General features: G+C 70.5%; 21 protein-coding genes. 11 read left to right on the forward strand and 10 right to left on the reverse strand.

Annotated elements, in window-relative coordinates; genetic code table 11:
- Positions 1 to 92 precede the first annotated feature (92 nt).
- Entirely contained in the window at positions 93 to 629 is a 537-nt protein-coding gene (locus ACIBJB_RS01910) for a DUF6461 domain-containing protein (protein WP_398925499.1), read from the reverse strand.
- A gap of 14 nt (positions 630 to 643) precedes the next feature.
- Positions 644 to 1057, reverse strand: coding sequence for an ATP-binding protein (locus tag ACIBJB_RS01915; protein WP_398925501.1), 414 nt, complete (start codon positions 1055 to 1057; stop codon positions 644 to 646).
- Between the two features lie 70 nt (positions 1058 to 1127).
- Between ACIBJB_RS01915 and ACIBJB_RS01920 the strand changes: the two genes are divergently transcribed.
- A complete protein-coding gene (locus ACIBJB_RS01920; protein WP_398925503.1) occupies positions 1128 to 1955 on the forward strand; it encodes a helix-turn-helix domain-containing protein in 828 nt (275 codons plus the stop codon).
- Positions 1936 to 2118 (forward strand): DUF397 domain-containing protein, encoded by a 183-nt coding sequence (locus ACIBJB_RS01925; RefSeq protein WP_398925505.1) that lies wholly within the window; start codon positions 1936 to 1938, stop codon positions 2116 to 2118. The genes ACIBJB_RS01920 and ACIBJB_RS01925 overlap by 20 nt, the downstream gene beginning before the upstream one ends.
- Here ACIBJB_RS01925 and ACIBJB_RS01930 read toward each other — a convergent pair.
- A complete protein-coding gene (locus ACIBJB_RS01930) occupies positions 2102 to 3271 on the reverse strand; it encodes a steroid 3-ketoacyl-CoA thiolase (RefSeq protein WP_398925507.1) in 1170 nt (389 codons plus the stop codon). The two genes, ACIBJB_RS01925 and ACIBJB_RS01930, sit on opposite strands and share 17 nt — an antisense overlap.
- 253 nt (positions 3272 to 3524) lie before the next feature.
- Here ACIBJB_RS01930 and ACIBJB_RS01935 point away from each other — a divergent pair, with 253 nt between their 5' ends.
- The gene (locus ACIBJB_RS01935; protein ID WP_398925509.1) at positions 3525 to 4763 is read left to right on the forward strand and encodes a cytochrome P450; all 1239 of its coding nucleotides are present in this window, start codon (positions 3525 to 3527) and stop codon (positions 4761 to 4763) included.
- Here ACIBJB_RS01935 and ACIBJB_RS01940 read toward each other — a convergent pair.
- Positions 4750 to 6798 (reverse strand): bifunctional glycosyltransferase 87/phosphatase PAP2 family protein, encoded by a 2049-nt coding sequence (locus tag ACIBJB_RS01940; protein ID WP_398925511.1) that lies wholly within the window; start codon positions 6796 to 6798, stop codon positions 4750 to 4752. The two genes, ACIBJB_RS01935 and ACIBJB_RS01940, sit on opposite strands and share 14 nt — an antisense overlap.
- Before the next feature lie 312 nt (positions 6799 to 7110).
- On the opposite strand from ACIBJB_RS01940, the gene proP reads away from it, so the two are divergent.
- Positions 7111 to 8484 (forward strand): glycine betaine/L-proline transporter ProP, encoded by a 1374-nt coding sequence (proP, locus tag ACIBJB_RS01945; RefSeq protein WP_398925513.1) that lies wholly within the window; start codon positions 7111 to 7113, stop codon positions 8482 to 8484.
- A gap of 86 nt (positions 8485 to 8570) precedes the next feature.
- Positions 8571 to 9242: an O-methyltransferase gene (locus ACIBJB_RS01950; RefSeq protein WP_398925515.1), complete on the forward strand. Its 672-nt coding sequence runs from the start codon at positions 8571 to 8573 to the stop codon at positions 9240 to 9242.
- A gap of 10 nt (positions 9243 to 9252) precedes the next feature.
- Here ACIBJB_RS01950 and ACIBJB_RS01955 read toward each other — a convergent pair whose 3' ends face one another.
- From ACIBJB_RS01955 to ACIBJB_RS01970, 4 genes are all read right to left on the reverse strand, one after another.
- Complete coding sequence (locus ACIBJB_RS01955) at positions 9253 to 9645, reverse strand: hypothetical protein (RefSeq protein WP_020116060.1); 393 nt, start codon at positions 9643 to 9645, stop codon at positions 9253 to 9255.
- 154 nt (positions 9646 to 9799) lie between these two features.
- Complete coding sequence (locus ACIBJB_RS01960) at positions 9800 to 10435, reverse strand: hypothetical protein (RefSeq protein ID WP_398925517.1); 636 nt, start codon at positions 10433 to 10435, stop codon at positions 9800 to 9802.
- 5 nt (positions 10436 to 10440) lie between these two features.
- The gene (locus ACIBJB_RS01965; RefSeq protein ID WP_398925519.1) at positions 10441 to 11136 is read right to left on the reverse strand and encodes a hypothetical protein; all 696 of its coding nucleotides are present in this window, start codon (positions 11134 to 11136) and stop codon (positions 10441 to 10443) included.
- 85 nt (positions 11137 to 11221) lie between these two features.
- A complete protein-coding gene (locus tag ACIBJB_RS01970) occupies positions 11222 to 13267 on the reverse strand; it encodes an MDR family MFS transporter (RefSeq protein WP_398925521.1) in 2046 nt (681 codons plus the stop codon).
- A 158-nt stretch (positions 13268 to 13425) separates the two neighbouring features.
- Between ACIBJB_RS01970 and ACIBJB_RS01975 the strand changes: the two genes are divergently transcribed.
- Complete coding sequence (locus ACIBJB_RS01975) at positions 13426 to 14370, forward strand: peptidoglycan-binding domain-containing protein (RefSeq protein WP_398925523.1); 945 nt, start codon at positions 13426 to 13428, stop codon at positions 14368 to 14370.
- 50 nt (positions 14371 to 14420) lie between these two features.
- On the opposite strand, the gene ACIBJB_RS01980 is transcribed toward ACIBJB_RS01975, so the two are convergent.
- Positions 14421 to 15089 carry an HAD-IA family hydrolase gene (locus tag ACIBJB_RS01980; protein WP_398925525.1) on the reverse strand — a complete coding sequence of 223 codons (669 nt, stop codon included), beginning with the start codon at positions 15087 to 15089 and terminating at the stop codon, positions 14421 to 14423.
- Positions 15090 to 15278: 189 nt separating this feature from the next.
- Entirely contained in the window at positions 15279 to 15860 is a 582-nt protein-coding gene (locus ACIBJB_RS01985; protein WP_398925527.1) for a TMEM165/GDT1 family protein, read from the reverse strand.
- A gap of 345 nt (positions 15861 to 16205) precedes the next feature.
- On the opposite strand from ACIBJB_RS01985, the gene ACIBJB_RS01990 reads away from it, so the two are divergent.
- The 5 genes from ACIBJB_RS01990 (at position 16206) to ACIBJB_RS02010 (ending at position 22092) form a co-directional block, all read left to right on the forward strand.
- The gene (locus ACIBJB_RS01990) at positions 16206 to 16850 is read left to right on the forward strand and encodes an HNH endonuclease family protein (RefSeq protein WP_365643672.1); all 645 of its coding nucleotides are present in this window, start codon (positions 16206 to 16208) and stop codon (positions 16848 to 16850) included.
- Between the two features lie 71 nt (positions 16851 to 16921).
- Positions 16922 to 18601 carry an alkaline phosphatase D family protein gene (locus tag ACIBJB_RS01995; protein WP_398925529.1) on the forward strand — a complete coding sequence of 560 codons (1680 nt, stop codon included), beginning with the start codon at positions 16922 to 16924 and terminating at the stop codon, positions 18599 to 18601.
- A 226-nt stretch (positions 18602 to 18827) separates the two neighbouring features.
- The gene (locus ACIBJB_RS02000; protein ID WP_398925531.1) at positions 18828 to 20750 is read left to right on the forward strand and encodes an FAD/NAD(P)-binding protein; all 1923 of its coding nucleotides are present in this window, start codon (positions 18828 to 18830) and stop codon (positions 20748 to 20750) included.
- A gap of 87 nt (positions 20751 to 20837) precedes the next feature.
- A complete protein-coding gene (locus tag ACIBJB_RS02005) occupies positions 20838 to 21287 on the forward strand; it encodes a DoxX family protein (protein ID WP_398925533.1) in 450 nt (149 codons plus the stop codon).
- Positions 21288 to 21480: 193 nt separating this feature from the next.
- Positions 21481 to 22092: a DedA family protein gene (locus tag ACIBJB_RS02010; RefSeq protein WP_398925535.1), complete on the forward strand. Its 612-nt coding sequence runs from the start codon at positions 21481 to 21483 to the stop codon at positions 22090 to 22092.
- Positions 22093 to 22131 lie beyond the last annotated feature (39 nt).

Genomic DNA, 22131 nt, shown 5'->3' on the forward strand with positions numbered 1-22131 from the left:
TGCAAGCGGCGTCCGAGCGCGGCGAAGTGGTCCTCGTCGACCTGCGGCGACTGTATGGCGGGGCCTGAATCAGTGGCAGCGCCGCAAACTCATCACCGGGTGTACAAAGCCGCTGCCGGCAGGCGCTGGTTCTCGGAGGCCTTGGGTACCCACAGGCCGAATTCGGTTTCCAGGTGCTCCAGCACCTGCCGTGAGTCCGCGACCGACGACGGCCAAGGGAGCGCCGACGGATCGGCCCCGTCGTTGTAGGCGGGGTTCATGCCGGGCTCGAAGGAGGACAGGACGCTGCCGTCGACCGCGTACTCCACGCGTTGCACGGCGTTTATGTCCCTGCTGACGGCGATGACCCGGGTACCCCGGGAGAGCACGGGAAGGTAGTCCCGGGCGGAGACGTACGAGACGGAGGCCTGGATCGCGAACGCCCAGCTCTCGATTGACCCGGACCGCACAATGGCGTCGGCCTCACGCCGCAGGAATCCGCGCTCCTCCACGGCCTCCACGTCCAGGTCCTCCAGGAAGTCCAGGTCGTAGGGTTCGTCCGCCGAGTTGCGGACCTCGATCTCCTGGGCCTGCACTCGGGTGAGCGGGAAGAGGACGGACTCACGCCGGGCGCCGAGTCGTACGAGCACCTGTCATGTCGCCATCATCCGGGCGCGCACTCGAACCAGACAACCTTCCCGCCACCCGATCTCGGCCCCACGCCCCACTTGTCCACGACGGCGTCCAGCAGCACCAGTCCACGACCGTGTTCGGCCTCCGCGTCCAACTCGGCGGGAGACGACGGGAGTTCGGGCGCCCCGTCCGCGACCTCCACCCGAACACCCGTCTCCAGCCTCAGCACCAGCACCACACACCGACGGTCCGGAACATGGCGTACGACATTGGCGACCAGCTCCGTCACGCCGAGCTCGGCGGCGTCGCTCAGCGGGGACAGCCCCCATTCGTCCAGCAGCGAGCGGACGATCCGGCGGATATGGCGGGCGGAGTGTTCGCCCGCGGTGAGCGACAGGCGCCACTGGGAAATGTAGGGGTTCACGGGACGAGCGTGACCTCGCATGACTACGCTGGGCTATCGAACGGACACAACTGGTTGAGCCGTGGACCCAGTTACCCGAGAGGGGACCCGCGTGACCGGCATTCACTCCCTCGACCCCGGCGCCTCGCCCGGCGACTACTACGGTTTCGAGCTGCGCCGACTCCGAGAAGCGGCCCACCTGACCCAGCGCCAACTCGGTGACATCCTCAGCTACACCGGCTCACTGGTCGGGCAGATCGAGACGGCGAGGAAGGTCCCGACACCGGAGTTCAGCGAGCGGGCGGACGCGGCGCTGGGGTCGGACGGTTTGCTGACCCGGCTGGTGGATCTGGTGCTGCGCAGCCAACTTCCCTCGTGGTTTCAGCAGGTTGCCGAGTTGGAGGCACGGGCGACCGAGATCTGTACCTTCCAGGCCACCATGATCCACGGACTGCTGCAGACCCCCGCCTACGCCCGCGCCACCCTCAGCGCACTTCGACGGAACGACCTCGACGACCGCACCGCCGTACGACTGGCTCGTCAGCGGATCTTCGAGAAGGAGGAGCCACCGGTCTTCTGGATGGTCATCAGCGAGGCCGCGCTGTACCAGGAGATCGGCGACAAGGAAACGATGCGCGGCCAACTGACCCATCTGTTGTCCTTCGAGAACGACCCCCAGATCAACATCCAGGTGCTGCCGTTCTCGACAGGAGCCCACGCGGGGCTTACGGGCACGTTCACCCTCTTCCGCTTCGCGAGCGACCCGGCCATCGTCTACACCGAGGGATACGGCAGCGGACATCCGACCGCGAATCCGGACACCCTCAAGGACTGCACACTCCGTTACGATCATCTCCGGGCCGCCGCTCTATCCCTCAGGGACTCGGCGGAGTTGATCCGGCGCGCGATGGAGGACCGCTATGGAGAGCAACTGGCGTAAGTCCAGCTACAGCAGCGACCAGGGCGGCGAGTGCGTAGAGATCGCCGAGACAGTCGTGGCCGTATCCGTCCGCGACTCCAAAACCCCGGCGGGACCGATCCTCACCCTCGACCCCGCCGCCTTCGCCACCTTCGTCAACTGGACGTCTACAACCGCTGAATGATCGTGCCGGTGGCCAAGCCCCCACCCGCACACATCGTGATCAGCGCGAACTCCTTGTCCACGCGCTCCAGTTCGTGAAGCGCCGTGGTGATGAGCCGCGCCCCCGTCGCCCCCACCGGGTGCCCGAGGGCGATCGCGCCGCCGTTGACGTTGACCTTCTCCAGGTCCTGGTCGAAGACCTGGGCCCAGCTGAGCACGACCGACGCGAAGGCCTCGTTGATCTCGACGAGGTCGATGTCCTTCAGGGACATGCCCGCCTTGCCGAGCACCGCGCGGGTCGCGTCGATCGGACCATCGAGGTGGAAGTGCGGGTCGGCGCCCACCAGCGCCTGGGCCACGATCCGGGCCCGCGGCCTCAGCTTCAGCGCCCGCGCCATCCGCTTCGACGCCCACATGATCGCCGCGGCGCCGTCGCTGATCTGGGAGGAGTTGCCCGCCGTGTGGATGGCCGTGGGCATGACCGGCTTCAGCTTGGCCAGCGCCTCCATCGACGTGTCGCGCAACCCCTCGTCGCGGTCGACCAGACGCCACATGCCCTGCCCGGCGCGCTGTTCGTCCTCGGTCGTCGGCACCTGCACCGCGAACGTCTCCCGCTTGAAGCGCTCCTCGGACCAGGCGACGGCCGCCCGTTCCTGGGAGATCAGACCGAGTGAGTCGACGTTCTCGCGGGTCAACCCACGGTGGCGTGCGATGCGTTCGGCCGCCTCGAACTGGTTCGGCAGGTCGACGTTCCACTCGTCCGGGAACGGCTTCCCGGGGCCGTGCTTCGACCCCGACCCCAGCGGCACCCGGGACATCGCCTCGACACCGCAGCTGATGCCGACGTCGATGACACCGGCCGCGACCATGTTGGCGACCATGTGGGAGGCCTGCTGGGACGAGCCGCACTGGCAGTCGACCGTCGTCGCCGCCGTCTCGTACGGCAGCCCGACGGCCAGCCAGGCGGTGCGCGCGGGGTTCATGGACTGTTCGCCGGCGTGGGTGACCGTGCCGCCGACGATCTGTTCCACCGCGTCGGCGGGGATGGCGGTGCGGCCGAGGAGTTCACGGTAGGTCTCGCCCAGCAGGTAGGCAGGATGCAGATTGGCGAGCGCGCCGCCGCGCCTGCCGATGGGAGTGCGGACGGCTTCGACGATCACGGGTTCGGCGGCCATGGGTGCGGGTCCTCTCCTCCGAACGGATCCATGGGACTTCCGTAGAACACACACAGAACCACGCAGAACTAGTACGTGTTCTACTTCGCGCTGCTTTGCAGTCTGCTGACGAGCCGCCCACCACCGCAAGGGTCGTGCACACAATTGAGGGCTCCGTGCCCCTTGCCACTTGTAGAACCCGTTATTACCTTCACGGCAGCTCTGTTCCTGATGGGCCGTCAGAAAGCTGTCGAACGGCTGGAGTGAGTTGCCGATGTCGTGTCCAGCGCTTCCCGACGGGTTCGACTTCACCGACCCCGACCTGCTGCAAAGTCGCGTACCGCTGCCGGAGTTCGCCGAACTGCGCCGGGCCGAACCGGTGCGCTGGATCCCCCAGCCGGGGAACGTCGCCGGCTTCCAGGACGAGGGGTACTGGGCGGTCACCCGGCACGCGGACGTCAAGTACGTCTCCACCCACCCGGAGATCTTCTCGTCGTACCTCAACACGGCGATCATCCGCTTCAACGAACGCATCGATCGCGACGCCATCGACGCGCAACGGCTGATCCTGCTCAACATGGACCCGCCCGAGCACACCCGCGTCCGCGGAATCGTCCAGCGCGTCTTCACCCCGAGGGCCATCCGCGCCCTGGAGGAACGCCTCCGCAACCGCGCCCTCGCGATCGTCGAGGCCGCGCGCGCCCAGCCCGGCGGCTCCTTCGACTTCGTCACCCAGGTCGCCTGCGAACTGCCCCTCCAGGCCATCGCCGAGCTCATCGGCATCCCGCAGGACGACCGGGCGAAGATCTTCGACTGGTCCAACAAGATGATCTCGTACGACGATCCCGAGTACGCGATCAGCGAGGAGGTCGGCCAGCAGTCGGCCATGGAGGTCATCGCCTACGCGATGAACATGGCGGCCGACCGCAAGCACTGCCCGGCCAAGGACATCGTCACCACGCTGGTGGCCGCCGAGGACGAAGGCAACCTGAATTCCGACGAGTTCGGCTTCTTCGTGCTGATGCTGGCGGTCGCGGGCAACGAGACGACCCGCAACGCCATCACCCACGGCATGCACGCCTTCCTCACCCACCCCGACCAGTGGGAGCTCTACAAGGCCGAGCGCCCGTCGACGGCGGCGGAGGAGATCGTCCGCTGGGCCACACCGGTCAACTCCTTCCAGCGCACGGCCACTCAGGACACGGAGCTGGGCGGCAAGCAGATCAAGAAGGGCGACCGGGTGGGCATCTTCTACGCCGCCGCCAACCACGACCCCGAGGTCTTCGAGAACCCGGACGTCTTCGACATCACCCGCGACCCCAACCCGCACCTCGGCTTCGGCGGCGGAGGCCCGCACTACTGCCTCGGCAAGTCCCTGGCGGTCCTGGAGATCGACCTGATCTTCAACGCGATCGCCGACGCCATGCCGAACCTCCGCGCGGCCGGCGACCCACGCCGTCTGCGCTCGGCGTGGATCAACGGAGTCAAGGAGCTTCAGGTCAGCCTGGGTTGACCCTTGTCCCGGCACCCCGGGCCGACGGCTCCACGAGGCCGTCGGCCCGGTCTTCCGCACGCCGCGCCGCCACCGCGACCACCCGGGCCCGCGGCCCCTGGAACACATACGACAACCCGAACCCGCCCGCGACGACAGCCGCACCCCCGACCGCGTCCAGCACCCAGTGGTTACCGGTGGCCACGATCGCCGAGACGGTGAACAGCGGGTGCAGCAGCCCGAGCCCCTTCATCCACCACCGGGGCGCGATGATCGCGATGACGACCCCGCACCACAGCGACCAGCCGAAGTGCAGCGAGGGCATCGCCGCGTACTGGTTGGTCAGGGCGGTGAGCGTGCCGTAGTCCGGCTTGGAGAAGTCCTGGACGCCGTGCACGGTGTCGATGACCCCCAGCGCCGGCATGAGCCGCGGCGGTGCCAGCGGGTAGAGCCAGAACCCGACGAGGGCCAGCAGGGTCGCGAACCCGAGCGAGGCCCGGGCCCACCGGTAGTCCCCCGGCCGCCGCCAGTACAGAACGGCCAGCACGCTCAGCGGCACCACGAAGTGGAAGGACTCGTAGTAGAAGTCGAAGAAGTTCCGCAGCCAGTCGACCTTGACGACCGCGTGGTTGGCCCAGTGCTCGATGTCGATGTGCAGCCAGCGCTCGATGTCGAGGATCTGTTGGCCGTGCTTCTCGGCTGTGGCCCGCCCCGCGGAGTTGGTTCCGCCGGTGGCCGCGAGTCTGACCTGCTGGTAGGCGGCGTAGGTGACACGAATCAGCAGCAGTTCGAGCAGCAGGTTCGGCCGGGTCAGCACCCGCCGCAGGAACGGCAGCAGCGGCACGTGCCGCAGCCGTGCGGGCACCGGTGCGGCGTACGCCGTGGGGATCGGCACCTGGTAGTACGGCGAGGTCCGCGACAGGAAGGGAATCACCGTGGCGGCGGCGAGCGCGGCCAGCAGCACCACGTTGTCCCGCAGGGTGTACAGCGCCGAGATGTGCGGCAGCATCATCGACGCCGGGAGGGTCATCACGACGACGACGGCCACGGGCCACACGTACCGGTCGGAGGCGCGCTTGCCGACCCGCCCGACGACCGCGAGCAGCACCCACAGCAGCTGGTGCTGCCAGGTGGTCGGCGAGACGGCGATCGCCGCGCACCCGGTGATCGCGACGGCGAGCAGCAGCTGGCCGTCGCGGGTGTAGCGCACGGCCCGCCGCACGCCCAGCGCGGCGACGGCCGCCCCGAGGACCAGGAAGAGGGAGATCTCCAGCGGTCCGGCCACCCCGAGACGCAGCAGCAGGCCGTGCAGGGACTGGTTGGAGAGGGCGTCGGCGGGACCGCCGAGTCCGGTGCCCGCGATGTGGTGCACCCAGTAGGTGTACGAGTCGTGCGGCAGCGCGGCCCAGGCCAGCGCGGTGCCGGCGGCGAAGGTCGCGGCCGTGGTCAGGGCGCCCCGGCGGCGGCCGGTGAACCAGAGCAGGGGCGCGAAGAGCAGGACGGCGGGCTGGAGGGCGGCGGCGAGACCGATGAGCAGGCCGCTGACCCGCTCACCCCGGACGACGAAGCAGGCGACCAGGACCAGCAGGACCGGCATGATGCTGGTCTGCCCGAGGTAGAGCGTGTTGCGCACGGGCAGCGACAGCATGAGAAGGCTGATCGCGACCGGCGCGGCGAGCAGGGAGGTGCGCCGGTCGACCGGCTGGGGGAGGGCGCGCGCGGCGACGAGGCCGAGGGCGACGACCAGGAGCAGGGTGCCGAAGGTCCAGCCCCAGCCGAGAGCCTGTTCGGCGGCACGGGTGAGCGGCTTCAGGACGAGTCCCCCGAACGGGGTACCGGTGAACCGCGTCGAGTCGTACAGCGAACCCTTCACATGCAGGACGCCGTCCGGGCCGACCCAGGTCTCCAGGTCCGTCAGCCGCTCGCCTCTGGGGGTACTGAGGACGACGGCCACCTGTCTGACGGCGAGGACGGCGGCCACCAGCCACAGGGCCAGCCTGGCCGCGCGCAGCCGCGTCTGGACCTCCGTAGTCCCACTGTGCTCCGCATTCGCCACGCCTCGTCGGCCTCTCAATTCCGGTCGTGCCATGCGTCCGAGAGGAAGGACGCGGGCAACCCCCGCTTCACCTGACGTCCGCCTCCATTTGTCCGAATGACGATAGTCCGCCGCGAGTGCTGTCGCTCAGCCAGGGCGCGAGATGGATCACATGGACTGCGGGAAGGCGCGACCGTGATCAGGCACGAGGTACCTGCATACAGCACATTTATGCACGCTCCGCGACCGGGCCGGAGCATGACGTAAACCCGGCAAGTCCACTTATGGTCGCTTTTTGCCCTTGTCCCCGTCGAAAGGCAGGCGAGCGAAGTTTTGCCGAGCGCCCCAGCCCTCACCCATCCTGTCCACGCCCCTCGCGACCCCGAGACTCCCGAGACTCCCGATGCCGTCGTCGTCGACCCGGCCCTCGTGAAGCGTGCCGTCAAGGCCGCCGCGCTGGGCAACGCCATGGAGTGGTTCGACTTCGGTGTCTACAGCTACATCGCGGTCACCCTGGGCAAGGTCTTCTTCCCGTCCGGCAATCCGACCGCCCAGCTCCTGTCGACGTTCGGCGCCTTCGCCGCGGCCTTCCTGGTCCGCCCGCTCGGCGGCCTGGTCTTCGGCCCGCTGGGCGACCGTGTGGGCCGCCAGAAGGTCCTCGCCGTGACCATGATCATGATGGCGGCCGGCACCTTCGCCATCGGCCTGATCCCGTCGTACGCCACGATCGGCGTCGGCGCGCCGCTGCTGCTCCTGGCCGCCCGTCTGGTCCAGGGCTTCTCCACCGGCGGCGAGTACGCGGGCGCGTCCACCTTCATCGCCGAGTACGCGCCCGACAAGAAGCGCGGCTTCCTCGGCAGCTGGCTGGAGTTCGGCACGCTCGCCGGCTACATCGCCGGTGCGGGCCTGGTCACGCTGCTGACGGCCCTGCTGTCCAGCGAGGACCTGGTGTCCTGGGGCTGGCGGATCCCGTTCCTGATCGCGGGCCCGATGGGCGTGATCGGCCTCTATCTGCGGCTGCGCCTGGAGGAGACCCCGGCGTTCGCGGCCGAGGCCGAGAAGGCCGAGTCGAGCCGCCCGAAGATCCCGCTGCGCGAGATGATCACCGGCCAGTGGCGGGCGCTGCTGCTCTGCGTGGGCCTGGTCCTGGTCTTCAACGTCACCGACTACATGCTGCTGTCGTACATGCCGAGCTATCTGACCAGCGAGCTCAAGTACGACGAGACACACGGCCTGCTCGTCGTGCTCGCGGTGATGGCGCTGATGATGGTCGTCCAGCCCTTCGCGGGCGCCCTGAGCGACCGGGTCGGCCGCCGCCCGGTGATCGCCGCGGGCTGCGCGGGCTTCCTGCTGCTCTCGGTACCGGCCCTTCTGCTGATCCGCCAGGGCAGCCTGTTCGCGATCGCGCTCGGCATGGGCGCGCTGGGCCTGCTCCTGGTCTGCTTCACGGCGGCGATGCCCTCGGCCCTCCCGGCCCTCTTCCCGACCCGGGTGCGCTACGGCTCCCTGTCGGTCGGCTTCAACGTCTCGGTGTCCCTCTTCGGCGGCACGACCCCGCTGGTGGTGACGGCCCTGATCGGCGCGACCGGGAACATGATGATGCCCGCCTACTACATGATGGGCGCGGCCGTGATCGGCGGTGTGGCGGTGTGGTTCATGACGGAGTCGGCGGGCCGGCCGCTGCCGGGCTCGCCGCCGCAGCGGTAATCCGCTGACAGAGACGGGGTGCCGGACTATATTCGTTAGCGCAACTAGTTAGCTGCTCTAACTAGACATATGAAAGGCACAGGTGCATGAGCGAGTCGCAGCTCTGGGACGACGTCGACGACTACTTCACCACCCATCTGGCGCCGGAGGACGAGGTACTCCGGGCGGCCCTGCGCGACAGCGAGGCCGCCGGGCTGCCGTCCATCGCCGTGACGGCACCACAGGGCAAGCTCCTGCAGCTCCTGGCCCAGATCCAGGGCGCCCGTACGATCCTGGAGCTCGGCACGCTCGGCGGCTACAGCACGATCTGGCTGGCCCGCGCCCTGCCCGCCGACGGCCGTCTGGTCTCACTGGAGTACAGCCCGGTCAACGCCGAGGTCGCGAACCGCAACCTCGCCCGCGCGGGCCTCGACAAGATCGCCGAGGTGCGGGTCGGCCCCGCCCTGGAGTCGCTGCCCCAGCTGGCCGACGAGAACCCGCCCCCCTTCGACCTGGTCTTCATCGACGCCGACAAGGCCAACAACCCGCATTACGTGGAGTGGGCGCTCAAGCTCACCAGCGCGGGCAGCCTGATCGTGGTGGACAACGTCGTACGGGGCGGCCGGGTGGCCGATCCGGGCAACCCCGCTCCCGACGTCCAGGGCACCCGCACCGCGCTCGAACTGATCGGACGGCACCCGAGGCTGAGCGCGACGGCGATCCAGACAGTGGGCAGCAAGGGCTACGACGGCTTCGCGCTGGCCCGCGTGCTGCCGTGACCCGGCACGCTCACACCTCGTGGTAGAAGCCGACGTTGACGCTGCGCGGGGCGGTGCGGTCACGGATGACGATCTCGCCGTTGCCGCCCCGGGGCAGCGTCACCGAGCCGCCGTAGACCAGCGGCTGCGCATAGGCCCCGGCCACCAGCTGTACCTCGGACGAGGGATCGGGCTGCGAGCCCTGGAGCCAGGTCACCTGCCAGACGCCCTCGGGCCCGCACAGGAACTCCAGATGCACCCGGGAGACGAACAGCCAGTCGTCGGGTGTCGCGAGCCGGCACACGGACTTGTCCCGGCCCACCCGCAGCACGGTGCCCGGGTCACTGGGCGCGTCGGCCATCTGCATCCCGGCCGTGGCACCCTCCTCCGCCGCGGTGACGACGGCCATGGTGAGTTCGAGCACGTGCGCTCCTCCTGGGTCCTTGCGCGGCAGCCCCGTTGGCCCACCGCCGCCGCATGATAAATCGCCCGGCACGGCCGTGTCCGGTGCAAGGCACCCAAGACCGGCCTGCCGCCCGACTCCGGGCGACAGGCCGGTCGTACGCATGGACGACGCGTCAGCTGTGCAGCAGCCGCTCCGTCAGCTCGCGGTAGTCCCGCAGCGCCAGCCGGAGTTGCTCGGTGTCGCCGGTGCCGACCGCCTTGTCGTCCCGGCCGCCGTCGCCGGCCTGCCAGGAGTTGCGCAGCGTGCGCCGACGCTGCTTCACGGCCTCGGTGAAGCGCGCGGCGGCCTCCTCCAGCACGTGGTCGGCCTCCTCGACGGCGGACCGGGGCTCGTCCACGAACCCGGCGACGGCGTGCTGGAGCCGCGTGCTGAGTTTGTCGCACTCCTCGTGCGGCAGCAGCCGGGCCTCGTGACTCCCGGGCCTCGAGGACCCGCCCACGCCCGTACCGACTCCGCCGACGGTGTCGGAACCGGCGTCCCGCCCCCGCTCGGTCTCACGAACGGGACCGGAGGCCTTGTCGCGGCCGGGAACCGAGTCGGTGCCGAAGCCGCCCTCGTCACTCCGCCCAGTCCGCCCAGGAGGCGTCATCGCGCCCGGTACGGACTCACGGCGCTCCTCCCGGGCATCCGGTGCCCCGGTCGGGGCCTCGGTCCCGGTGGGAGCCACTATGGGGCTGCGAGCGCCCGAGGGGTCGCCTGCGGTGCGGCCCTTCCGTTCCTCGCCGGCCCCGCTCACGGCATCCGTCATGTCGCTCAACTCCCCTTCGCGTGACGCCGGTTGAATGCCCACGGCAGGTGCGCCCGGCCGTCACTGCGACCGTCGCGAGGCCGGCCCGCGCGCAGGTGGGACTCGTCGGTGGAGGTACGGGACTCCTCGCGGCTCCGCGGCGGGGCGACGAGGTCCTCGAAGAGGGCCCGCGCCTCCACCATGGCGGCGCGCATCTCCTCGGTGTTCGTCCGGCCGTCGCCGTCCTGCCGGGCGTTGGTGCGGGCACCCGCCACCGCGTGCACCCGCCGGTAGCCGTGCACATGGTGCGCGTGGTGCACGGACAGCGCGTCGAACTGTTCCTCGTACTGCTCGCCGTCCGGGAAGCCCCGGGCCTTGGCGAGGTCGGCGAGCAGCCGGTCCGCCTCGGCGACGGCCTCCCGGGGAGAGTCGACGAAGCGTTCCTGGGCGGCCGCCCAGCGGTCCTCGTACCGCTGGCGCTCCGCCGGTTCCAGTGGCTGCTCGCGCAGGGATCCGTGCCGCTCGACGCGCTCGGCGAGTTCGCGCTCGGCGGCCTTCTCGTCCCCGTCGTGCCGGGCCACGGCGCGGTCGTACTCGGGCCCGAAGCGTCGCTTCAGGCCCCGGCCGTGCTGCGGGCCCCGGCCACGCAGGGTCAGGACGGCCGCCACGACTACGACGGCCGCCACGATCACGATCAGAGCGATGATCAGGCCTGTTGACATGTCTGCCGGGTTGCCCTGAACGGTTTGTTCAAACCGTCTCCGCATGTGTGCAGGCGGTAGTCGGGCCGTGACCTGGGCGGCCACCTCATGAGAAGCGAGCCGTGGGCCCCTCGTGCGGCTGTTCCCGGTCGGAGCCGCACAACTCGTCGTTGAGATCCTTCACCAGCTGGGCGAGATCAGTGGGCCGATCGGGCCCCCACCAGTCCCCCAGCAACTCCCCCAACGACGCCTCCCGAGCCGCCGCGAGCCGCGCGGCGACCTCCTGGCCCGCCTCGGTGAGCAGCAGATCAAGACCCTGCCGCGTCGCCAGCCCCCGCCCCTCCACCTGCCGTGCCCCCTCGATGATCGCGCCCAACGGCACGGACGTGCGCTCGGCGAGCAGCGCCGGCTCCACCCAGCCGTACTTCCGCATCCGCAGCACCAGCCAACTCGCCGCGGGCAACAGGTCGTACCCGGCCCGCGTGGTGATGTCCCGGTAGACCTCCCGCCGCCCCTCCCGGGTCCCGAGCACCGACAGGGCCCGGCACACCTCGTCGTACGACGACCGCTCCACGGGATTGCTGGCCAGCGTCTCGGTGACGTCGGGTGCGGTGACCGACCCCCGCAGCCGGTCCTCCTTGAGGAACCACGCGAGTACGAACCCGAGAAACGCGACGGGCGCGGCGTAGAGGAAGACGTCGGTGATCGAGGAGGCGTACGCGTGCAGTGCCTCGGGCCGCAGCGAGCCCGGCAGCTCGGCGAGCCCCCGGGAATCGGCCTCGAGCCCCGAGACCGAGACTCCGGGCGGCAGTTGGGCGCCCCGCAGGGCCTCGGCCAGCTTGTCCCCGAGGCGGTTCGCGAAGACGGTTCCGAAGATGGCGACCCCGAAGGACGCCCCGATGGACCGGAAGAAGGTCGCGCCGGACGTGGCGACGCCGAGATCCTCGTACGACACGGCGTTCTGCACGATCAGCACGAGCACCTGCATGACCAGTCCGAGCCCCAGCCCGAACACGCAGAAGTAGACGCTCATCACCCAGGTGGAACTGCTCTCGTCGAGCCGGTGCAGAAGCAGCAGCCCGAGCGTGGTGACCGCGGTCCCTGCCACCGGGAAGACCTTCCAGCGGCCGGTACGGCTGACGATCTGCCCGGAAACGGTGGAGGAGAACAGCAATCCGAACACCATGGGCAGCATGTGCACACCGGACATGGTCGGTGAGACTCCCTGCACCACCTGGAGGAAGGTGGGCAGATAGGTCATGGCCCCGAACATCGCGAACCCGACGATGAAGCTGATGACGGCGGACAGGGTGAAGGTCCGCACCCGGAACAGTTTCAACGGCAGCACGGGCTCGGCGGCCCGCCGCTCGACCCCCACGAACGCGACCGCCAGCAGCACGCCCAGCACCGCGAGCCCGACGATCTGGGGCGAGCCCCACGCCCAGGTGTTCCCGCCCAGCGAGGCCACCAGCACCAGGCAGGTGGCGACGGAGGCGATGAGAAAGGTCCCCAGGTAGTCGATGACGTGCTTCGTCGACTTACGGGGAATCCGCAGCACCACGGCGATCACGGCCAGCGCGACCGCGCCCACCGGAAGGTTGACGTAGAACACCCACCGCCAGCTCAGGTGCTCGGTGAACAGCCCGCCCAGCAACGGCCCGAGCACACTCGTCGCCCCGAACACCGCCCCGAACAGCCCCTGATAGCGCCCCCGTTCACGCGGCGGGACGAGATCGCCGACGATCGCCATGGACAACACCATCAACCCGCCGCCGCCCAGCCCCTGCAGGGCCCGGAAGGCGATCAGCTGGGTCATGTCCTGGGCCATGCCGCACAGGGCGGACCCGATCAGGAAGATCACGATCGCGGTCTGGAACAGCCGCTTGCGCCCGTACTGGTCCCCGAGCTTGCCCCACAGCGGCGTGGCGGCCGTGGACGCCAGCAGATACGCGGTCACCACCCACGACAGATGCTCCATACCGCCGAGATCGCTGACGATCGTGGGCAGCGCGGTGGACACGATCGTCTGGTCCAGCGCGGCGAGCAGCATGCCGAGCAGCAGGGCCCCGATCGAGACGAGGACGTTGCCGGAGACGTGTTGTTCCTGCTCGTCTCTCACATTCCCCGTCATACCGTGCGGGTGCGCGGCCATGAAGACCTCCTGTGGCTCTCGTTACGTCCATCGTGATCGGTGTGACCGGTTATGGCCTGTTGAGTCCTGTTGGAAGCCGGTATTCCGGGGGCTTCCGACAGCCGGGTGTGGAGGGGGTCTGCATAATCGCTGGAGTTTGTGAGGGGAGGGACGAACACATGGCGGAGTCGAACGGCCATCTGTGCCCGGAGTGCCGGGCACCGAGAGGGGCCGACAACACCCCGTCCTGCGGGTGCACCCAGCGCGCGTCGGACGCACTGCGGGACACGCGTACGGCGGAGGCGGCCGCGGCGGAGGACTTCGATCCGCTGCGCATACGGCCGTACGTGGAGCTGGACGACGAGACCGCACCGGTGCCGAAGGCGCCCGCGCCGGACGCCACGATGCCGTTACGCGTGCCGGCACCGCCGCCGGCCACCCCGAGCCGCACCGACCTGAACCTGTTCGAGGTGGAGGCCGACGCTTCCGCACCCGGCCGGACCACCGACGGGCCGCCGCGCCGCACCCGACGCCGTGCCGTCCTCCTCGCCACCGCCGGAGCGGTCGTGACGGTGGCCGCCGCGGCCGCCTTCGCCGGCGGGGTGTTCACGTACGAGTCGCCGGTGCGGGACGAGGCGGCACGAGGGGACGTACGGCCGGCGGTCCCCGATGCGACGACGACCGCGGCGTCGGCGTCCCCGTCCACCGCCGCGTCGTCCGTACGGCCGTCCTCCGCGCCCCCGTCCGCCACGGCGAGCGCGAGCCCGTCGGCCTCCCCGTCCCCGTCGAGGTCCAGCGCCTCGCCCAGCCCGTCGTTGTCCACCGCGCCCTCGGCGACCCCGACGGCCTCCGCCGCGACGGATTCGGCGGCCGGGTCCGACGCGGGACGCGAGGCGGCTCCGCAGGTGCTGCGGCGCGGGTCCGAGGGTCCTGAGGTCGTCGAGCTCGAGCTGCGGCTCACCCAGGTCGGGCTGTACGCGCGCAAGGCGAGCGGGCACTACAACGAGGGGGTCGAGGACGCGGTGTCCGCGTATCAGTGGCAGCGGGGGCTTCAGGTGGCGGAGTACGGGGTGTACGACCTGGCGACCCGGGAGCGGCTGGAGTCGGAGACGAGAGAGCCGTAGGTCGTTCTTCGGGTGCGGGTCCGGCGGGGCCCGACAGAGGGAACGGAGATCTAGCCGACGGAGAGCCGAATCGTGCCGTCCTCGCCCGCCTCGATCCGCACCTGCGTCAGATCCGCCACCACCACGTCCGGCCCGTGCACCGCGGCTCGCGCGCCGACTCCCACGACCCTCATCCCGGCCGCCTTGCCGGCGGCGATTCCCGCCCCGGAATCCTCGAAGACGATGCAGTCGGCGGGCGCGACACCCAGCTCTGCCGCTCCCTTCAGAAAGCCCTCGGGGTCCGGCTTGCTCGCCCCCACGGACTCGGCGGTGATCCGGACGTCGGGCAGTGCGAGACCCGCGGCCGCCATCCGAGCCGTGGACAGCGGGACGTCGGCCGAGGTCACCAGCGCGTGGGGCAGGTCCCGCAGGGAGGCCAGGAACTCTGGCGCCCCCGGTATCGCCACGACACCGTCCATGTCGGCGGTCTCCTCCGCGAGCATGCGGGCGTTGTCCGCGAGGTTCTGCTCCATGGGCCGCTCGGGCAGCAGGACCGCCATCGACGCGTGCCCCTGGCGGCCGTGCACGACCTTCATGACCTCGTCGGCGTCCAGCCCGTGGTGTTCGGCCCAGCGGCGCCAGATGCGCTCCACGACGGCGTCGGAGTTGACGAGGGTGCCGTCCATGTCGAGCAGGAGGGCACGGGCGGTGAGCACGGTGGGGGCGGCGGTGGCCGTCATCGGCAGCTCCAAGACGCGGGACGTGGGCTTCGGAGGGGTCTCCCCCGCACCCCCTGAAAGACAAGGTGGCCCCGCCCGCCGGTCAGGGAAAACGAGCGGGAGCCACTTTGTTTCTCCACGGTACAAAATCGGGGCGGTTCCCGCCACCATCCCCGGAAACCGCCCGGAACAGTTCACCCACCGTTCAGCTCATCCGGCCACGGCCTCCCACAGGCTCCACAGCCCGAGCGCCAGCATCAGCAGCGCCGCGACCTTGGTGATGAGCTTGAGCGGCACGCGCTTCATCAGGGCCTTTCCGCCGACGATGCCGAGGCCGGCCACCGCCCACAGCGCGAGCACCGCGCCGAGGCCGACGGAGAGCGGGTCGTCGTAACGGGCCGCGAGGTTCGCCGTCATGATCTGGGTCAGATCCCCGAACTCGGCGACCAGGATGAGCATGAACCCCGCCCCGGCGACCTTCCAGAAGGACTGGTCCTGAGGCTTTCGGATCTCCTCGTCGCCGTCGTCCTTCTTGAACAGCAGCACGGCCGCGCCGCCGAGGAAGAGCACGCCGGTGACCGCCTGCACGATCTGCTGCGGCAGCAGGGTCAGCACGCTGCCGGCCGCCACGGCGAGCGCGACATGCAGCGCGAAGGCGGCGGCGACGCCCGCGAAGACGTAGGAGGCGCGGTAACGGGTGCCGAGGACGAGGCCGGCGAGGGCGGTCTTGTCCGGCAGTTCGGCGAGGAAGACGACGCCGAAGACGACGGCCGTCACGGTGAAGCTGATCAAGGGTCCTCAATCGGTCGGGGCCGCCCCACCGAGAGTGTTCCTGCGAAACGACGCCTCGGCACGGCAGCACACAGTCAGTGCACTACTGGCCGAAGGTCTCGCTGGCCGATCCCTGAAGACCTGCCTCCGGGCGCCGGCTCAGACGAGCTGAGCAGTATGTCGACGGTCCGGCGAAGAGCTACTCCCCTTCAACGCCATCCATCGTACGTGATCGTTTCGCCGTAAACCTTGTCGTGTCATGTGCGCGTCACTAACTTCTTACCGAACGCACACCTCCCCGCAACGCGGAGCCGCGAGCATTCCCACGCTCGCGCTCCAACATCCCCGTCCCCCAAGGGAGTTCGCATGTCGAAGTTCTACGCGCGTCGACGGCTCAGCATACTCGGGGCGCTCACCGCCCTCATAGCCTCCGTCGCGGTCCTCAACGGCCCGACCGCCTCCGCCGCCCTCCCCACCCCGGTCAGCGCGGCCACCGCCCGCACCTACCTCGCCTCGCTCACCGTGGCCACCGAGAACCGCACCGGCTACGACCGCGACCTGTTCCCGACGTGGATCACCATCAGCGGCACCTGCAACACCCGTGAGTACATCCTCAAGCGGGACGGCTCGAACGTCGTCACCAACTCCGCCTGCACCGCCACCAGCGGCAGCTGGTACTCCCCGTACGACGGCGCCACCTGGACCGCCGCCTCCGACCTCGACATCGACCACCTGGTCCCGCTCGCCGAGGCCTGGGACTCCGGCGCGAGCGCCTGGACCACCGCCCGGCGCCAGTCCTTCGCCAACGACGTCACCCGCCCCCAGCTCATCGCCGTCACGGACAACGTGAACCAGTCCAAGAGCGACCAGGACCCGGCCGAGTGGATGCCGTCGGTCACCTCGTACCGCTGCACCTACGTCCGCGCCTGGGTCCAGGTGAAGTACTACTACGACCTCTCCGTCGACTCGGCGGAGAAGAGCGCGCTCACCAGCTACCTCGCCAACTGCTGACGATTCCGTAACGGAACCTCCCCGCGGACCTCCGCCGTTCCGTACCGTACGGGGCGACGGAGGAGGATCACGTGGCCGAACTGCGGCTGGGACCACTGCTCAGGTACGTCGACGGCTCGTCCGCGACCGTGTGGGTCGAGACGAGCCGTCCGTGCACCGCCGAGGTGCGCTGCTCGGACGGCACCGGCGGTGCGGCCCCCACCTTCCAGATCGCGGGCCACTACTACGCCCTCGTCCCGGTCGACGGCCTGGCTCCGGGCACCGAGCGGTCGTACGAGGTGTTCCTGGACGGCACGCGCGTGTGGCCTCTGCCCGACGCCCCCTTCTCGGGGTTTCCGCCGTCCGTCATCCACACGCCCGCCGACACGGACACCGTCCGCGTCGCGTTCGGCTCCTGCCGCTGGGCCGCGCCCCCGAAGGGCGAGAAGGACCCCGTGGGCCCCGACGCCCTGGACACCCTCGCGGCCCGTATCGCCGCCGAGCCGGAGGGCGAACGGCCGGACGTCCTCCTGCTGCTGGGCGACCAGGTCTACGCCGACGAGACCTCCCGGGCCACCCAGAGCTGGCTGGCCGCCCGCCGCGATCTGCGGGACCCGCCGGGCAACCAGGTGGCGGACTACGAGGAGTACACCCACCTCTACTACGAGTCCTGGCTCGACCCCGAGGTGCGCTGGCTGCTGTCCACGGTGCCCAACTGCATGATCTTCGACGACCACGACGTCATCGACGACTGGAACACCTCCGCCTCCTGGGTCGAGGACATGCGCACCGTCTCGTGGTGGCGGGAGCGGCTGCTGAGCGGACTGATGTCGTACTGGGTCTACCAGCACCTGGGCAACCTCCCCCCGGCCGAGCTGGCCGCCGACCCGCTCTACGCCGCCGTACGCCGATCCCCGGACGGCACCGACGAGTTGCGCGCCTTCGCCTGCCGGGCCGAGGCCGACGCGGCCTCCGTGCGCTGGAGTTACCGGCGCGACTTCGGCCGGGTGCGCCTGCTCATGGTGGACTCCCGCGCGGCCCGCGTCCTCGACGAGGAGAACCGCTCGATGCTGAACCCCGGCGAGGCCGAGTGGCTGCGCGGACAGGTGCTGGAGGAGCGCGCCTCCTACGACCACCTCCTGATCGGCACCTCGCTGCCCTGGCTGCTGCCGCATCTGGTGCACCATGCCGAGGCGTGGGACGCCGCGCTGTGCCGGGGGGACCGCGGGGCGCGCTGGGCCCGGTTCGGGGAGGATCTGCGGCGGAAGGCGGACCTGGAGCACTGGGCAGCGTTCCCGGCGTCCTTCGCGGCGCTGGCGGACCTGATCGCCGAGGTGGGCTCGGGGCCCGAGGCGCCGGCGACGGTGCTGGTGCTGTCGGGGGACGTGCACCACGCGTACGTGGCCGAGCCGAAGTGGCACTCCGGCGGACCGGAGGCCCGCGTCCTCCAGCTCACCTGCTCCCCCGTCCACAACTCCGTGCCCCGCTGGATCCGGTTCGGCTTCCGCTTCGGCTGGAGTGCGACCGCTCGGGCGCTCGGGCGGTGGCTCGCCCGGCACGGCGGCTGTGAGCAACCGCCGGTCTCCTGGCGGCACACGGGCGGCCCGTGGTTCGGCAACCAGTTCATGACGCTGACGCTGAGCGGGCGTTCGGCGCGGCTGCGGCTGGACCAGGCGCGGGAGACGGGCGAGGGCCGGACGGGGCTGGTGACGGTCTCGGAGTCCGAACTCACCGGGGGGAGCGGGCGCGAGGCGTCCCGGCTCGCCCGGTAATCGGCTCCTTCCGGCTCCTTCCGGCCGCTTCCGTCCCGTTCCAGCCTTTGCGGTCGTTTGTTGTGTCCGTGGCACGGGATGCTCGTGATGCATCCCACAGTCCAGGCCCTCCCGGCCCTTCAGGCTCGGCACCCCGTACTCCCGACGGCATGATGAGGCGGACCGTCCGCTTCCGGTGGAGCTCCACGGCTCCGCCACGCGCCCCACACGCCCGGGAGTCCCGCTCTTGCCCGCACCGACCACGGACCAACCCCCCGTCTCCGTCGCCCTGGTCGGCGCGGGGCCCCGCGGCACCAGCGTGCTGGAACGCCTCTGCGCCTCCGCCCCCGAACTCCTCCCGCCCGGCGCCCACTTGACGGTCCACGTCATCGACCCGTGCCCGCCGGGCCCCGGCCGCGTATGGCGCCCCACCCAGTCCCCCGACCTCCTGATGAACACGGTGGCCTCCCAGGTCACCCTGTTCACCGACGAGAGCGTGGACTGCGCGGGTCCGATACGCCGAGGACCGAGCCTGCACGAGTGGGCCTGTGGGCTCCCCCACCGGAGACCGGCCCCGGGTGACCCGCTCGGGCCCGACGACTATCCGAGCCGTGTTCAGTACGGGCGTTATCTGGCGTGGGTGTTCGCCAGGGTCGTGCGGCAGGCGCCCGGGGCTGTGAGGGTGGAGGTGCACGCGGCGCGGGCCGTAAGGGTCGATGACGCCGTCGACGGGCGGCAGACGGTGACGCTGGACGACGGGACCGTGCTGGACGGGCTGTCGGCCGTGGTCCTCGCCCAGGGGCATCTGCCGGTCGTCGCCGACACGCCGCAGCGCGGCCACACCGCCCACGCCGAACGCCACGGTCTGCACCACGTCCCGCCCGCCAACCCGGCCGACGTGGACCTGTCCCGCATACGGCCGCACGAGCCGGTGCTGCTGCGCGGCCTGGGCCTGAACTTCTTCGACCACATGGCCCTGCTGACCACCGGCCGCGGTGGCCGTTTCGTCCGCTCGGACACCGGCGCCCTGCGCTATCTCCCCTCCGGCAAGGAGCCGCGCCTGTACGCCGGTTCGCGCCGCGGCGTCCCGTACCAGGCACGCGGCGACAACGCCAAGGGCCCCTACGGCCGCCATCTCCCCCTCGTCCTCACCGACGAGACGATCGCCCGCTTCCGCAAGCGTGCCGACTCCGGCGAGGCCCCCGACTTCCTCACGGAGATATGGCCGCTGGTGGCGAAGGAGGTGGAGACGGTCTACTACGAAGCCCTCGTCGAGGACGGGGAGTTCAGGGACCGCTTCCTCGCCACGGACCACCGCAGACCCGAAGAGGCCGCCGTACTGGAGGAGTTCGGCGTCCCGCACGCCGACCGCTGGTCCTGGGACCGTATTTCACGGCCGTACACCGGACAGACCTTCACGGATCCCGGCAGCTGGCGGCTCTGGCTCCTCGGCCATCTGCGCCAGGACGCCGCCGAGGCCGCGCTCGGTAACGTCGCCGGTCCTCTGAAGGCGGCCCTCGACGTCCTGCGGGACCTGCGCAACGAACTGCGGCAGATCGTCGACCACGGCGGCCTCCCGGGCCCGTCCCGCCGGGACCACCTGGACCGTTGGTACACCCCTCTCAACGCCTTCCTCTCCATCGGCCCGCCCCGCCGCCGCATCGAGGAACTGACCGCGCTGATCGAAGCGGGCACCGTGGACGTGCTGGGCCCTCGCCTGGAGGTCCGTGAGGCGGACGGCAGCTGGGTGGCCCGCTCGCCCGAGGTGCCGGGGTCCGCCGTCCACGTGACGACCCTCATAGAGGCGCGCCTTCCGGAACCGGATCTGCGGCGCACCGCCGACGAACTGCTCGCCCGGCTGCTGAAGACGGGCCAGTGCCGGCCGCACACCGTCGACGGTTACGAGACCGGCGGCCTGGACGTCACCCGGCGGCCATATCACCTGATCGACCGTCAAGGACGGGCCCACGCAAGGCGGTTCGCTTTCGGCGTGCCCACGGAGGGGGTGCACTGGGTGACCGCGGCGGGCGCCCGGCCAGGGGTGGATTCGGTCACGCTTTCGGACGCCGATGCGGTGGCGAGAGCCGTTCTACGTGCGACGGCGGGCGAAACAGGAGGGGCCGCAGAGGCAAACGAGTGGCCAAATGTTGAACTTGAAAGCATTGATTAGGGGCACCTAACGTGGATGGCTCACTCGGTTCCATCCCCCTGGGGCGACCCCCCTGTGGGACCGACCCGACCGAAGGAGTCCCCCACAATGACCGGACGCCTGAACAGCGCCCAGCCATACGCCCTCGGCCTCTACCGCATCGTCGTCGGCCTGCTCTTCCTCTGTCACGGCGCCGCTTCCCTCTTCGGTGTCCTCGGCGGTGTCCCGGGCACCGACGGCGGCACCCTCGAAACGGGCACCTGGCCCGGCTGGTACGCGGCCGTGATCCAGCTCGTCGGCGGCGGCCTCGTACTGCTCGGCCTGGGCACGCGCGTCGCCGCGTTCGTCGCCGCGGGATCCATGGCGTACGCGTACTTCAAGGTGCACCAGCCCACGGCCCTGTGGCCCATGGAGAACGGCGGCGAGGCCGCGGCGATGTTCAGCTGGGCCTTCCTGCTGCTGGTCTTCACCGGGTCCGGCGCGTTCGGCCTGGACCGGCTGTTCGCGAAGCGCTCGGCCGAGGAGCGGAAGCCGGCGGCGGAGCCCGTGGCCGTCTGAGGCGATCGCGTACGGTGCCCTCCCCCGCGTCCGTGGGGGAGGGCACCGGCGCGTTCGGAAGCGCACCGGCGCCGTCCTGACGCGGCAGCCGGGTGAACATGCCGCACCCATCTCATGAGCCCCCCGTGAATCTCCTGCCCCTGCCCCGGCGTACGCTGTATGGCTGTCTACGGGGGAATCACGGGGAGTCGCGGTGCTGGAGAATCTGGGGTCACTGACCGGCAGTCCATGGATCTACGCCATGGTCGCGCTGTCGGTGCTCCTCGACGTGTTCGTGCCGTTGCTGCCCAGCGGGGTGCTGGTCATCACGGCCGCGACGGCCGCGGCCGCGGGCAGTGCGGCGACCGGCGAGGTCCCGGACGTGATGGCCCTGATCCTCTGCGCGACGACCGCCTCCGTCCTGGGCGACCTGGCGGCCTACCGCCTCGCCTTCCGGGGCGGTGCGCGCCTCGACCGCGCGATCGCCCGCTCGCGTCGCCTCACCACGGCGCAGGAACGTCTCGGCGACGCGCTGTCCGCGGGCGGCGGGGCGCTGGTGGTCCTCGCCCGCTTCGCCCCCGCCGGCCGCTCGGTGGTCTCCCTCCTCGCCGGCACCGCCCACCGCCGAGCCCGTGACTTCCTCCCCTGGTCCGCCCTCGCGGGCCTGTCCTGGGCCGCGTACAGCGTCGCCCTCGGCTACTTCGGCGCGCACTGGCTGGGAGCGACCTGGCTGGCGACGGGGGTCTCGGTAGCGGCCCTGTTCGGGGCGGGAGCGGGGGCGGCGTATGTGATGCGGCGACGTCCGGTGACAGCGGGAGCGCGTTAGCGGCCGAGGGCGGCGGAAGGACGTGCGTCGGCTGGGGGC

It is taken from the genome of Streptomyces sp. NPDC050759 (assembly GCF_044456945.1).
Classification (GTDB): domain Bacteria; phylum Actinomycetota; class Actinomycetes; order Streptomycetales; family Streptomycetaceae; genus Streptomyces.